General features: G+C 72.3%; 10 protein-coding genes, 3 tRNA genes and 1 pseudogene. 4 read left to right on the forward strand and 10 right to left on the reverse strand.

What is annotated here, in order from left to right:
- Positions 1-23: 23 nt before the first annotated feature.
- Together ACH4SP_RS19675 and ACH4SP_RS19680 are read right to left on the reverse strand one after the other, a co-directional pair.
- Complete coding sequence (locus ACH4SP_RS19675; RefSeq protein ID WP_398416593.1) at positions 24-1,547, reverse strand: sugar ABC transporter ATP-binding protein; 1,524 nt, start codon at positions 1,545-1,547, stop codon at positions 24-26.
- Positions 1,544-2,635: a sugar ABC transporter substrate-binding protein gene (locus ACH4SP_RS19680; protein ID WP_398416595.1), complete on the reverse strand. Its 1,092-nt coding sequence runs from the start codon at positions 2,633-2,635 to the stop codon at positions 1,544-1,546. The genes ACH4SP_RS19675 and ACH4SP_RS19680 overlap by 4 nt, the downstream gene beginning before the upstream one ends.
- A gap of 262 nt (positions 2,636-2,897) precedes the next feature.
- On the opposite strand from ACH4SP_RS19680, the gene ACH4SP_RS19685 reads away from it, so the two are divergent.
- Positions 2,898-3,662, forward strand: coding sequence for a FadR/GntR family transcriptional regulator (locus ACH4SP_RS19685; protein ID WP_398416596.1), 765 nt, complete (start codon positions 2,898-2,900; stop codon positions 3,660-3,662).
- Here the strand turns inward: ACH4SP_RS19685 and ACH4SP_RS19690 are convergent.
- A pseudogene (locus ACH4SP_RS19690) lies at positions 3,560-6,890 on the reverse strand (BTAD domain-containing putative transcriptional regulator). The gene ACH4SP_RS19685 and the pseudogene ACH4SP_RS19690 overlap by 103 nt on opposite strands.
- Positions 6,891-7,090: 200 nt before the next feature.
- Between ACH4SP_RS19690 and ACH4SP_RS19695 the strand changes: the two are divergent.
- From ACH4SP_RS19695 to ACH4SP_RS19705, 3 genes are all read left to right on the forward strand, one after another.
- A complete protein-coding gene (locus ACH4SP_RS19695; RefSeq protein WP_398416598.1) occupies positions 7,091-7,894 on the forward strand; it encodes an SDR family oxidoreductase in 804 nt (267 codons plus the stop codon).
- A 56-nt stretch (positions 7,895-7,950) separates the two neighbouring features.
- Positions 7,951-8,565: an NAD(P)H oxidoreductase gene (locus tag ACH4SP_RS19700; RefSeq protein ID WP_398416600.1), complete on the forward strand. Its 615-nt coding sequence runs from the start codon at positions 7,951-7,953 to the stop codon at positions 8,563-8,565.
- A 99-nt stretch (positions 8,566-8,664) separates the two neighbouring features.
- Positions 8,665-8,847 (forward strand): hypothetical protein, encoded by a 183-nt coding sequence (locus ACH4SP_RS19705; protein ID WP_398416601.1) that lies wholly within the window; start codon positions 8,665-8,667, stop codon positions 8,845-8,847.
- 287 nt (positions 8,848-9,134) lie between these two features.
- Here the strand turns inward: ACH4SP_RS19705 and ACH4SP_RS19710 are convergent, their stop codons facing one another.
- The 7 genes from ACH4SP_RS19710 to ACH4SP_RS19740 form a co-directional block, all read right to left on the reverse strand.
- A complete protein-coding gene (locus ACH4SP_RS19710) occupies positions 9,135-10,694 on the reverse strand; it encodes an MFS transporter (protein ID WP_398416603.1) in 1,560 nt (519 codons plus the stop codon).
- A gap of 141 nt (positions 10,695-10,835) precedes the next feature.
- Complete coding sequence (locus ACH4SP_RS19715; protein WP_398416605.1) at positions 10,836-11,759, reverse strand: YceI family protein; 924 nt, start codon at positions 11,757-11,759, stop codon at positions 10,836-10,838.
- A gap of 179 nt (positions 11,760-11,938) precedes the next feature.
- Entirely contained in the window at positions 11,939-12,196 is a 258-nt protein-coding gene (locus ACH4SP_RS19720; protein ID WP_398416607.1) for a hypothetical protein, read from the reverse strand.
- Between the two features lie 10 nt (positions 12,197-12,206).
- Entirely contained in the window at positions 12,207-12,527 is a 321-nt protein-coding gene (locus ACH4SP_RS19725) for an STAS domain-containing protein (protein WP_398416609.1), read from the reverse strand.
- 196 nt (positions 12,528-12,723) lie between these two features.
- Positions 12,724-12,800: transfer RNA gene (locus ACH4SP_RS19730), tRNA-Ile, on the reverse strand.
- Between the two features lie 203 nt (positions 12,801-13,003).
- A tRNA-Asn gene (locus ACH4SP_RS19735) sits at positions 13,004-13,076 on the reverse strand.
- Positions 13,077-13,081: 5 nt separating this feature from the next.
- Positions 13,082-13,154: transfer RNA gene (locus tag ACH4SP_RS19740), tRNA-Asn, on the reverse strand.
- Between the last annotated feature and the right edge of the window lie 19 nt (positions 13,155-13,173).

Raw genomic sequence — 13,173 nt, forward strand, 5'->3', positions numbered from 1 at the left:
TGGCCGCCTTCGAGGCTGTCGTCTCAGCCACGGTCTACTCCTTCAATGGATGCGATCAGCTCGTGGTCGTTCCAGCCGGCCGCATGGTCGGCGACGACGCGCCCGTGGAAGAGCACCAGGACGCGGTCGCAACGCCGCAGATCGTCGATCTCGTCGGACACGACGAGGACCGCCGTGCCGTCCTCGCGCGCACTGTCCATCCGCGCGAGCAGGGATTCCTTGGACTTCACGTCGACGCCCGCGGTCGGGTTGATGAGCACGAGCAGCCTCGGGTCGGAGGCGAGCGCCCGTGCCATCACCACCTTCTGGGCGTTGCCGCCGGACAGGTCGGAGACGGGCTGGTGGGGGCCTTCGGCATGGATGTCGAGGCGTCGGATCAGCTCCTCGCCGGTGGCACGCTTCTTCTCCGTGCCGACGAGTCCGTACTTGCCGAGCCGCCCCAGGACGCTCATCGTGGCGTTGTCGCCGATGCTCATCCCGGAGACCAGCCCCTGGTCGTGCCGGTCGCGCGGCACACAGGCGACGCCCGCCTTGAGTGCGGCGGGCACGTCCCCGAGCGGCAGCCGGCTGCCGTCGAGGCGGGCACTTCCCCGGTCCGGCGCGTACAGCCCGGCGAAGGTCTCCGCCAGCTCGATCTTGCCGCTGCCGCTGGTCCCGGCGAGGCCGACGACCTCGCCCTCGCGGACGGTCAGACTGATGTCCTGGTACGCGGCCGAGCCGAGCCCGTCCACCTGCAGCCGGATCGGCGCCCGGTCCGGTACGCCCGACCGGGCCGCGCTCGCGGCCGCGGTGACGGACTCCCCCGCCATGGCCTCCACGAGGGCGGCGCGCGGGAGTTCGGCGACGGGCGCCGTGGTGATCCAGCGGGCGTCGCGCAGCACGGTGACCGCCTGGCACACCTCGTACACCTCCTGGAGGTGGTGCGAGATGAAGAGGAAGGTGACGCCCGACTCCTGGAGCGTGCGCATCCTGGCGAAGAGCCGCTCGATCTCCTTGTTGTCGAGCTGCGCGGTCGGTTCGTCCAGGACGATGAACCGTGCCCCGAAGGACAGGGCCCGCGCGATCTCGACCATCTGCCGGTCCTCGACCTTGAGGTCGGCGGTGCGGGCGTCGGGGTCGACCCGCACGTCCCAGGTGTCGAGCAGTTCGGCGGCCTGCTTCCGCAGCTTCTTCCACTGGATCATTCCGCCGGGGCCGGTGGGCTGGCGGTGGATGAACAGGTTCTCGGCGACGGTGAGTTCGGGCACGACGGTCGGCTTCTGGTAGACGCAGGCGACCTTCCGCCGCCATGCGTCCCGGTCGGAGAGCGCGGGTGCCGGCTCTCCGTCGAAGCGGACCGTACCGGCGTCCGGGGCCTGGAGCCCCGTCAGCACGGTCACGAGGGTGGACTTCCCCGCGCCGTTGCGCCCCACCAGGGCATGCGACTCGCCGGGCATCACGGTCAGACGGCCGTCCTGGAGGGCGGTCGTGGGACCGTACCGCTTGGTGATCCCGGACGCCTCGACCAGCGGTCGGTGGGAGGCATCGGCGCGGGTCAGTGTGCTCACTTGATGTTGTTGCCCCACAGCTTCTTGTCGTCCACGTTGGCCTTGGTGACCAGCGGGGCGGGCAGCTGGTCCTCCAGCATGCCGTTCGGGTGCTTGATGATCGTGGAGCCGTGATCGGTCGGACCCTCCTTGAAGGTCTCGCCGTTCATGGCCCTCTTCACGTAGTACATGCCGTACTTGGCGTACGTGTCGGCCGGCTGGGAGACCGTCGCGTCGATCTCGCCGCTGCGGATCGCCGCGAACTCCTGCGGGATGCCGTCGTTGGAGACGATCGCGATGTGCTTCGGGTCGCCGACCTTCTTGAGCATGTTCTTGCTCTTGAGGGTCTGGAGGGTGGGCGCGAGGTAGACGCCGCCCGCCTGCATGTAGATGCCCTTGAGGTCGGGGTTGGAGTTGAGGAGGGTGTCCAGCTTGGACGCGGCGGCGTCCGACTCCCACTTCGCCGGGATCTCCAGGACCTTCAGGTCGGGGAACTTGTCCTTCACACAGGTCCGGAAGGCCTCGGAGCGCTCGCGCCCGTTGACGGACGCGAGGTCGCCCATGATCTGGACGACCTTGCCGCTCTTGACCTTCGACCCCAGGAACTCGCAGGCCTTCTGCCCGTACGCGACGTTGTTCGCGCGCACGACCATGGCGACCTTGCCCTTCTCGGGGGCCACGTCGACGGCGACGACCGGAACGTTCTTGCGCTCGGCCTGGTCGAGACCCGCGGCTATCGCGGCGCTGTCCAGCGGGGCCACGACGAGGCCCTTCACGCCCTGGTTCAACTGGTTCTGGATGTCGGTGATCTGCTGCGCCGGGTCGGAGTTGGAGTTGACGGTCTTGAGCGCCTCGACCTCTTCCTCCGTCGCCATCTTCGGGATGTAGTCGTTGTACGACTGCCAGAACGGCGAGGTCAGCAGGGGCAGGATCACGCCGACCTTGCCCTCGCCGCCCGCCCCGGCGGCCCCGGCGTCCTTGGTGCTGCCGCACGCGCTGAGCGCGAGAGAGGCGCACGCCGCGAGAGCGGCGAACTGAACCGCCCGTGCCTTGTGGCTCGTTGCCCTGCTGGTTGCTCTGCTCGCTGCCTTGATCATGCTGCCGGCCATCTGAACGGCTCCTCGGTTCCTGATCGAAACGAATGGACTGCACGGGTTCCCCGGTCGGGGGCCCGTCGACGGATCAACATCACCAACAGGTCTTCATCCGGCCGCGCCGAATATTTATCAGACCTTTCGGGGGCTCCAACACCCCTCTTGGGCGAATTCCCCGAAAAATTTGATGAATTGGTCCGATGACTCTGCTTGTTCGTGCACGGTGGGTGCCGGATAGACTGCCGCCTGCTCGACCGCCGAAGCCGGAGGAGACCCCATGGCCACGACCGCTCCAGAGACTGCTCCGGACCCATCGCAGGACTCGCCGCCGGCCGTACCGGCGTCCGCACCGCCCGAGAAGGGCAGTTCGGTCACCCAGCGCGCGATCGAGTCCATCAAGGCAATGATCACAGAAGGCCGACTCACCCCGGGCCAACGCCTACCCACCGAGCGGGACTTGGCTGCCGACCTCGGCATCTCCCGCAGTTCCATGCGCGAGGCGGTCCGCGCGCTCACCGTCCTCGGGGTGCTGGAGTCCCGCCACGGCTCCGGTATCTACGTCACGCAGCTGGAGGCGGTCGACCTCCTCGACACGTTCGGGATCGTCGCCGAGATCTCGCCGAAGCCGAGGCTCGCGGAACTCCTCGAAGTCCGCCGCATCCTGGAGTCGGCGGCGACGGCCCTGGCGGCCGCCCGGATCGACGGGGTCCAACTCGCCGCACTGGACGCCCAGTTGGCCGTCATGAACGAGGCGGACGACCCGGAGACCTTCCTCGCCGCCGACATGGCCTTCCACCGTACGATCACGCAGGCCGCGGGCAACGAGGCCCTCGCCGCGATCGTCGAGGGCCTGTCGTCGCGCACCTTCCGCGCGCGGGTCCGCCGGGGCCACCAGGAGGTGGGCGCGTTCGCGGTCACCCGCGAGGAGCACGGACGGATCTACCGGGCCCTGGTCGGCCGGGACCCGGAGGCGGCACGCGTCGCGGCCGCGGCGCACGTGGGCGCGGTGGAGGAGTGGCTGCGCGGCCAGTTGGACGACTGAGCGGGGGCAGCCGCTTCCCTCGCCTCGTCCGGGGCGAGGGCCGCACCCTCGGCGAAGGCCGCCTCGTACGCCGCCGACTCCCCCAGCCCGGTACGGCACTTGGCCTCGATCCGTACGACGTCCGCCCGCTCGGCCACCGGCAGCGGCGCACCCGCCGACGCACGGGCGGCGCAGGCCGCGCCGAGGAGCAGGGCGGCGGCCTCGAACCGGTCCGCCAGCGAGTGCGCTCCTGCCAGGCCCTCCAGGGCGAGGGCGAGCGCACGGGGGTCGCCGGTCGTACGGACGGTGGTGTAGCCCTCCTCGTGGAGGGCGAGGGCCGCGGCGCTCTCGCCCCGCAGCTCGGCGACGAAGCCCAACTCGGCGAGGATCAGGCCGTTCGCGCCGTCGAGGCCGACCTCGCGGTGCCAGTCGAGGATGCGGTGCATGTGGCGCTCGGCGGCGTCGAGGTCGCCCGCCCTGCGGGCGCCCAGGCCGAGCCCGAGTTCGGCGTTGATCTCGCCCGCCTTGAAGCCGTGCGCGGCGGCCAGGCGGCGGGACTCCTCGTGGTACTCGGCGGACTGGTCGAGGTGCCCGGTGAGGAGGGCGACGCGGCCGAGCCCCGAGAGGAGGTCGGCGGCCTGGGTGGCGAGGCCGAGCCTGCGGGCGGTGCGCAGCGCGGTGTGCTGGAGGCGGGCCGCACGGGCGTAGTCGCCGTGGATCTCGGCGATCACGGCGAGGGTGTGGACGGTCCACAACCGCGCGCTCCGATCACCCAGTTCGCGAAAGAGCCGGTCGCTGGCGGTGGCGTCCTGGCCCGCACGGTCCAGGTCGCCCTTGAGCAGGCGCTGGACGGAGCGGTCGGCGAGCGCGGCCGCGGTGCCCCAGTCGTCGCCCAGTTCGCGGAAGGAGTGCAGCGCACTGGTGATGAGGCCCTCGCCGAGCGACATGTCCCCGGTGCCGCAGAGCGAGTGGGCCAGGAACCAGCGGGCCCGCGCCTGCTCGTGCGGCTCGCACAGGTCGTCGTACACCTTGAGCGCGGCCATGATCCGGGCCGCGCGGTCGGCGCCGTCCCCGGCGAGGATGTCCATGCCGACCCGCCAGGCGCCGACGCAGGCGCGCAGTCCCGCACAGCCGTCGGGGCCGTCCGTGTCCTCGCCGCCGCCCACCGCGAGCGCGTCGGCGAGTGCGCGGCGCCCCTCGGCCAGCCGGCCGCGCAGCACCCATGACCAGGCGAGCGCGTTGACCAGGCGCAGCGCGGAGTGCGCGGCGCCCCGACGTATCGAAGTGTCCAGGGCGGTGCGGAGGTTGGCGGCCTCGGCGGTGAGCCGCTCCAGCCACTCCTGCGCGCCCGGCCCGTAAAGCAGGGGCTCGGCCCGCTCGGCGAGAGCGGTGTAGTGGGCGAGATGACGGGCCCGTACGCCGTCCTCCTCGCCCGCGTCGCGCAGCCGCTCCGCACAGTACGCCGCGACGGATTCGAGGAGGCGGTAGCGGGGTTCGGCCGCCGCGTCCCGGAGGGGAACGAGCACGGGGACGACCAGGGAGCGGTCCACCAGCCGGGTCAGCAGGTCGAGTACGTCCTCGGCGGCGACGTCACCGCCCGCGCACACCTCCTCGGCGGCCTCCGCCGTGCAGCCGTCGGCGTGGGCGGCGAGGCGGCGCAGTACGGCGCGTTCGGGGTCGGTGAGGAGTTCCCAGCTCCAGTCGATCATCGCGCGCAGGGTCTGCTGGCGGGCGGGCGCACCGCGCTGCGCGGAGCCGCCGAGGGCGCGGAAGCGGTCGTCGAGCCGGTCGAGGAGGCGGTGCACGCCGAGGGCGCGGACCCGGGTGGCGGCGAGTTCGAGGGCGAGCGGGATGCCGTCGAGGCGACGGCAGACGGCCTCCACGGCCGGGGTGTTGGTGTCGTCGAGGGTGAGGGCGCCCGCGCGGGCGGCGAAGAGCGCGACGGCGTCGGGGGAGGCTCAGCGTGGGTACGTTCCACACGCTCTCGCCGGGGACGGCGAGGGTCTCCTGGCTGGTGGCGAGGATGCGCAGGCCGGGGGCGGCCCGCAGCAGGTGTCCGGCGAGCACGGCGACGGACTCGACCAGGTGCTCGCAGTTGTCGAGGACGAGGAGCATGTCCCGGGGGCGGAGGGCGGCGGCGAGCCGCCCGGACACGGAAGCGGTGTCGGCGTCGGAACCCCAGCTGCCGTCGTCGCGGATGCCGAGGGCCGCGGTGACGGCGGCGGCCACCTCCTCGGTCCCGGCACCGTCGGGGAGCGCGGCCAGTTCGGTGAGCCAGACCCCGTCCGGGAAGTCGGGGGTCAGCCGCTCGCCGACGGCCACGGCGAGCCGGGTCTTGCCGACGCCGCCGGGCCCGGTGAGGCTCACCAGGCGGGCGGAGGAGAGGAGTTCAGCGACCTCGGCCACCGCTTGGTCCCGGCCGACGAGGCCGGTGAGCGGGGCGGGCAGGTTGCTGCGCGGGGCGGCGGGCGCGGGAGGTACGGGGGCGGCGGTCAGACCGGGGTCCTGGGTGAGGACGGCCCGGTGGAGCGCGACGAGCTCGGGACCGGGGTCCAGACCCAGGTCGTCCGCGAGGCGGGTGCGCAGTTCCTCGTACGCGGCGAGGGCCTCGCTCTGTCGGCCCGCCCGGTAGAGGGCCTTGAGCTGGACGGCGCGGAGGCGTTCGCGGAGGGGGTGGCGGGCCACGAGGTCGGCCAGTTCCCCGATGAGCGCGGCGTGCTCCCCGAGGGCGAGCCGCGCCTCGGCCAGCTCCTCCACGACGGCGGCCCTGTCCTCCTCCAGCCGGTGGGCGGCGGCCAGCGCGAAGGGTTCGTCGGCGAAGTCGGCGAAGGCCGGACCGCGCCACAACTCCAGTGCGGAGGTGAGGAGTCCGGTACGGGCGCGGAGGTCGTCGGTGGTACGGGCACGGGCGGCGAGGTCCGCGAACCGGTGGGTGTCGAGGGCTCCGGCGGCGGGGTCGACGAGGTACCCGGGCGACCGGGACACGACGGCGTCCCGGGCCCCGGGCTCGGCCTCGTCCAGGACGCGGCGCAGCTGGGAGGCCTTCGCCTGGAGCGCGCGCAGCGGCTGAGCGGGGTGGCGGTCGGGGTCGTCGCCCCAGAGGGCGTCGATGAGCCGGTGGGAGGGGACGGGGCGGCCGGGGTCGACGAGGAGGGCGGCGAGGAGTGCCCTGACCTTGAGCTCGGGCACCCGGACGGGCGTCCCGGCGTCGGTCGTGACCTGCACAGGACCCAGCACTCCGTATCGCATGGCGCCACGGTAACCCGGCCCCCGAACAGGGCCGCAACAGTGTCCGAGCAGGGCCCGAACAGGGCGGACCCAGAGTGAGGTTCACCGAGAGCGGGGCGCACGGGCCCCACCCGGAGCGGGCGGGGCGCACGAGTCCCACCCGGTACGAGCGGGGCGCACGGGCCCCGCCCGGAACACAGAGCCGAAGGAGCCCGGACACCATGAGCACCCAGAACCCCACCGCGCAGACCGCCCGCACCGTCTCGGCCCCCGCCGCTCGCCCCCTCACCGGGAAGACCGCCCTCGTCACCGGCGGCAGCCGGGGCATCGGCCGGGCGATCGCGCTCCGGCTGGCCCGCGAGGGAGCCCTCGTCGGCGTGCACTACGCCGGCAACGAGCAGGCGGCCAAGGAGACGGTGACCGCCGTCGAGGACGCGGGCGGCCACGCCTTCGCCCTCCGTACCGAACTGGGCGTCCCCGGTGACGCCGACGCGCTCTGGGCCGCCTTCGACCTGCACGCCGACGGCGTGGACATCCTGGTCAACAACGCGGGGATCGCGGGCCCCGGCCAGATCCAGGACGTCACGGAGGAGGACTACGACCGCGTCTTCGCGGTGAACGCCAAGGCCCCCTTCTTCATCGTCCAGAAGGGCCTGGACCGGCTCCGCGACGGCGGCCGCATCATCAACGTCTCGTCGGGCGTCACGAAGGTGGCCTTCCCCGGCATGACGTCGTACGCGGCGAGCAAGGGAGCGGTGGAGGTCCTGACCCTCACCCTGGCCGCCACCCTCGGCGCCCGCGGCATCACCGTCAACGCCGTCTCCCCGGGCACGATCGAGACGGACATCCACCCGTGGATGGCCGACCCCGAGACGAAGGCGCACGCGGCGTCCTTCTCGGTCTTCGACCGGGTGGGCCAGCCCGCCGACGTGGCGGACGTGGTGGGCTTCCTCGCCTCGGACGACGCCCGCTGGATCACCGGCCAGAACATCGACGTCAGCGGCGGCTCGGGCCTCGGCGTCTGACCGGCCCGCCACCGACTCCCCCCACCCGTACACCCACTTGCTCAGGAGAGCCCACCATGTCGCACACCCTCCTCGTCGTCGCCCACCCCCGTACCGACTCCCTCACCGGGCAGGCCGCGGCCCGCGCCCGCAAGCGGCTGGAGGCCGCGGGCCACACCGTCGACTTCCTCGACCTGCACGCGGAGGACTTCGACCCGCGCATGACGGTGGCCGACGAGCCCGACTGGTCGGACCCGCACAAGACGTACAGCCCCGAAGTCCGCGCCCACATGCGGCGGATCGAGGCCGCCGACACGATCGTGGCCGTCTTCCCGCTCTGGTGGTACGGGCTGCCCGCGATCCTCAAGGGCTGGATCGACCGGACCTGGAACCACGGCTTCGCGTACGGCGATCCGGCCGACCGCGCCCCGTTCTCCGGCAAGCGCATGCTGTGGCTGGCCCTGGCGGGCGCGGGCGCCGAGGACCTGGCGAAGCCCGGCTTCGACGAGGCGATCGACCGCCAGCTCCGTACCGGCATAGCCGAGTACTCCGGCATGAAGCACGCGACGGTCGGGCTGGTCCACGGGTCGATCGTCAAGGACGGGCCGGGCGCGGAACGCGTCCTGGCCGACGCCGACACCGCCCTCACGGACTTCCTGTCCGTACCCGCACTCCACACCCGTACCCCCTGACCCACCAGGGCCCGGAGCCCACCCGCCCCCGCACCTCACCCGACCCCCGGACGGCAGCCGCCGCCCGGGGGTCCTTTGCGCGGATCCCCGGGGCCGGCGGTGCTGATGCCGCACGCCGGCGAGGACGGCGACTGCGTCGCGGTGCACACGTGGATCGAGGGCTCCGTGTCCGACCTCGCGGTGTTCACCGACCGGCCGGAGACCTCGCCCGGCTCCGGCCGGGCCGAACTCCGGATCGCCGCACGGTGCGGCGACGTGCGGGAAGGCGAGGTGCGCCGATGAGCACCGCTACGATCCGGGCACGGCACGCCCGCCCCACCGGCCCACCACCTCTCTCACCTCCCCACCTCGTCCAACCGGCGACCGAGCACGCCGAGTACGAGAAGGCCGTGCCGCCCCCGCCGACCTGGCCCGACGCCTGGAGTCGCTCCTCCTCAGCGCCGAGGAGCCCCGCCCGCGCTGCCTGTCCCTGCGGGACGGCCGACGCGGCCCGCGCATCCGACCGCCCACGCGCAAGGGGGCCGTACCGCTCAGCGGCACGACCCCCTGCTTCTTCAGCCCTTCCCCCCTCAGCGGGACTCCTCCTCCCCGCCCCCGATCGCCGGAACCTTCCGCAGCAGCACCGCCACCAGTACCGCCGTCACGACCGCGACCGCCCCGCTCACCAGCGCCGCCGTCTCGAATCCTCCGACGAAGGCCGTACGGGCCGCCTCCACCAGCCGTTCGCCCAGCGCCGTCGCCCCGCCCGGCAGTTCCCCGGCCGCGGCCACCGCCCCGCCGACCGTGTCGCGGGCCGCGTCGACCGACTCGGCGGGCAGTCCGGCCGGAGCGTTCTCCGCGACACCGCTCCGGTAGACGGCCGTCGCCACGCTGCCCGTCACCGCGATGCCCAGCGCCAGGCCCAGGTCGTACGCGGTCTGGCCGACCGCCGCCGCCGAGCCCGCCTTCTCCGCCGGTGCCGACTCCACCGCGAGCGCGGTGCCGAGCACGCTGATCGGGGCGATCCCGAACATCACCACGGCCAGTCCCAGCGACACCCCGGCGACCCCGCCCCCGTGCACGACCGCCAGCCCGGCCAGAACGGCCACCAGTCCACCGACCACCACCCAGGCCGGCCGTACCCGTCGTGCGAGGACCGGCGTCAGCTGCGAGCCGAGGACCAGTCCGGCCGCTCCCGGCAGCAGCCACATCCCCGCCGCCAGCGGCGACAGTCCCGCCACGGCAAGGAAGTACTGCGGGGCCAGGTACTCGACGCCGTTGAGCGCGGCCATGCCGAGCAGCAGCATCACCAGGGCTCCGGCGAACTCCCGGCGGGCGAAGAGCCGTACGTCGAGCAGCGGCGAGGCGAGCGTCAACTGCCGCCGTACGAAAGCGATTCCGGCCGCCAGGCCGACCGCGAGGGCCACCCCCACCGCCCCCTGCACCCCGTACTCCGCGAACTTCTTGATCCCGTAGACGACCGGCAGCACCGCACCCAGGAACAGGAGCACGCTCAGCGCGTCGATCCGCCCTGCCCCCGAACCCCGGTACTCCGGCAGCAGCACCAGCGCCGCCACGATCGCGAGCAGCATCACCGGTACGCCCACCAGGAACACCGAGCCCCACCAGAAGCTGTCGAGCAGCACCCCGCCGATCACCGGGCCCACCGCGATGCCGACCGACAGCGCGGTCACCCACATCGCGATGGCGGTGGCCCGCTGCCGCGCGTCGGCGAACATGTGGCTGATCAGGGAGAGCGTGGAGGGCAGCACCGCCGCTCCCGCCACCCCCAGCAACGCCCTCGCCCCGACGAGGACTTCGGGACTCCACGCGTACGCGGCGAGCAGAGAGGCCGCGATCACCCCGCCCGACCCGTAGATCAGCAGCCTGCGCCGCCCGATCCGGTCCCCGAGCGTCCCCATCACGACCAGGAATCCGGCCGTCATGAAGCTGTACATGTCGGTGATCCACAGCAACTCGGCCCCGGTGGGCCGCAGATCGGCGGTCAGGTACGGGGTGGCCAGCCACAGCACCCCGAGGTCGGCGGTCATCAGGGCGACCGGGAGCAGCAGGGCGGCGAGGCCGAGCCACTGGCGGACCCCGGCCCGCGCGGGTACGGGGGTGGGGACAGGGACAGTACGGAGGGACATGGCGTCTCCAGGCGGGTTCGAGGCATCCGTTGCGACGAGGACGACTCTGGGCCGCGCCGCATCGGATCCTGTTCGGACCCGGTTCGGACGCCCTGCCCACTCGTCCGAACTACCCCTGCGCACAGGCCCCTTGACCTGTGCCTACTCCGGCGGCGTCGGGGTGTCGGGCCCCTGGAACATCGTCTGGACGTCCATCTCAAGGCGCACCGTCGGCCCTACGATCGCGATGCCGCGCGCGAGCATGTTCCGCCAGTTCAGCGTGTAGTCCTCGCGGTGCAGCTCTGCGGTCGCGCGGGCGGCGCAGCGCAGTTCCTCCCCGTACCCGCCGTTGACGGCGCCCAGGTAGGAGGTGTCGAGGGCCACCGACCGGCTCACCCCGTGCAGGGTCAGCGCGCCCTGCACGGACCAGTTGTTGCCGCCCCGGTGGACGAACCGCTCGCTGACGAAGTCGATGTACGGGTAGTTCTCGACGTCCAGGAAGTCGCCGGAGCGCAGGTGGTTGTCGCGGGTCTTGTTGCCGGTCGTCAGGCTCGCGGCCTCGATCCGCACCCGTACCTCCGACTCCTCCGGATTCGCGGCCACCCGTACGCCGCCCTCGAACTTCTGGAAGCGGCCGTGCACGTTCGCCATGCCCACGTGCTTGGCGATGAAGCGGATCGCGGTGTGCGGCGGGTCGATGGTCCACATGCCCGGCGACGGCGGCTCCAGCTGCTGCGCCACCTCCAGCTCGACCCGGCCCATGGTGAGCGTCTCGCCGGGTTCGATGTAGAAGGACCAGCTGGCAGGCCGCATCCCCTCGGCGGTCATCAGCAGCCCGTACTCCCCGGCCGGCAGTGCGGCGGTGAACAGCCCGAAGAGGTCGGTCGTCCCCCGCGCCACCACCCGGCCGTCCGTCTTCGCCGTGATCACGATCTCGGCCCCGCCGAGCCTCTGCCCGACCGGGTCCACCACCTCGCAGCCGACCGTCCCGGCCCCGCGCGGCACCGGCAGCACGAGCCCGCCGCCGCCCCTGCCGCCCGCCGAACCTGCCTTCGCCCGCGCGCGCCGGAGGAGGGAGAGGACCATGGAGTTCACCTTTCGCCGAAGACAACCGCCACCGCCCGGCCGCCAGACCGGAATGGCTCGTTCAGTTGTCTCACAGAGGGAACGCAGATCCGAAACCGCGTCATACTGCGGCAACCTGAACGCCGGTCACGGCACCCGGCGCGGTCCACCGGCCGCAGTTCTCTTCCCGCCCTCGGGAACTACCGGTCCGTCGGCCGGTCGGGCGTGATCCGCTTCCCCCGGTGCTGCCGCCGGTACCGCCGGTCCCACTTGTCCCGCTGCTCGCGCCGCTCGCGGTACTCCCCGTACCCGCCCTTCGCGGCGCCACCGCCGCCGCCGACGCCGTTCCCGTACTTCAAGGCCCCGTAGAGCACCACTGCCCCGACCAGCCACCACACGGGCGACGAGAAGCCCAGTGCGAACAGCACCGCCACACCCACCACCAGCAGAACGACCACGACAGGCTCCCTAGCCCTCGACCGCACTCGCCACATCCGGGAACACGGCCAGCAGCCGTCTCAGCCCACTGGCCGCCAGCGCATCCTCGACCGCCTGCGAGGGCGCGACCAGCCGCAATTCGCCGCCGTACGCACGGGCCCGCCGCCACACCGCGACCAGCATGCCGACCCCCAGCAGGTCGCACGCCCGTACACCCGACAGATCGAGCACCCACGGCGCACCGACCCGGCCCCCGAACTCCGCGGGCTTCGCCCGCCCGAGTCTGCGCCCGGCCACGACCACGACCGGCAGCAGCCCGGGAACGACCCGGAGCGCCACCGGTACGGGCACGGGAAGAGGAACCGCCTCGGAAGAAGAACCACTCTCAAGAGCTGGAACCGAATGCATCACACGCCGCCTCGACAGATCTCACATGCCGGGGGCCGGGGCTTCGCGCCCCAGACTAGACCTGCCGGGGGCGGGGGAACAGAGTCGTGCGGGTGCGAGCGGAAGACCTCACGCTCGGAACGTTTCTTCAGTACTGCTGTGGTGGGGCAGGTGGGACTCGAACCCACGGCCGACGGATTATGAGTCCGCTGCTCTAACCGGCTGAGCTACTGCCCCCACACGGCGTGGCGCGTACACATGTACGCGCCGTCTGCCGCAGCATAGCCGGTCATACGATCTCCTGCCTCGGATGGTCGGCAACGCATGACCATGAGGACTTCGGGGCTGCCCGCACGGTTCCCGAACGTGCCGCACACCACACCAAGGGGCGCACGCACACACGAAAAGAGGGCCTCCGTGGAGGCCCTCTTTTCTTACTGCTCCCCCGACTGGACTCGAACCAGTAACCCTCCGGTTAACAGCCGAATGCTCTGCCAATTGAGCTACAGGGGACCGCGCTCCCCCGACTGGACTCGAACCAGTAACCTGCCGGTTAACAGCCGGCTGCTCTGCCAATTGAGCTACAGGGGATTGCTGCGGTTGCACCGAA

Source organism: Streptomyces sp. NPDC021093, from assembly GCF_044333135.1.
Lineage (GTDB): Bacteria > Actinomycetota > Actinomycetes > Streptomycetales > Streptomycetaceae > Streptomyces.

Bases quoted from the DNA above. Each gene is read 5' to 3' on its own strand.
- ACH4SP_RS19680 (WP_398416595.1), bottom strand. From the start codon at position 2,635: ATGGCCGGCAGCATGATCAAGGCAGCGAGCAGAGCAACCAGCAGGGCA.
- ACH4SP_RS19685 (WP_398416596.1), top strand. From the start codon at position 2,898: ATGGCCACGACCGCTCCAGAGACTGCTCCGGACCCATCGCAGGACTCG.
- ACH4SP_RS19695 (WP_398416598.1), top strand. From the start codon at position 7,091: ATGAGCACCCAGAACCCCACCGCGCAGACCGCCCGCACCGTCTCGGCC.
- ACH4SP_RS19700 (WP_398416600.1), top strand. From the start codon at position 7,951: ATGTCGCACACCCTCCTCGTCGTCGCCCACCCCCGTACCGACTCCCTC.
- ACH4SP_RS19710 (WP_398416603.1), bottom strand. From the start codon at position 10,694: ATGTCCCTCCGTACTGTCCCTGTCCCCACCCCCGTACCCGCGCGGGCC.
- ACH4SP_RS19715 (WP_398416605.1), bottom strand. From the start codon at position 11,759: ATGGTCCTCTCCCTCCTCCGGCGCGCGCGGGCGAAGGCAGGTTCGGCG.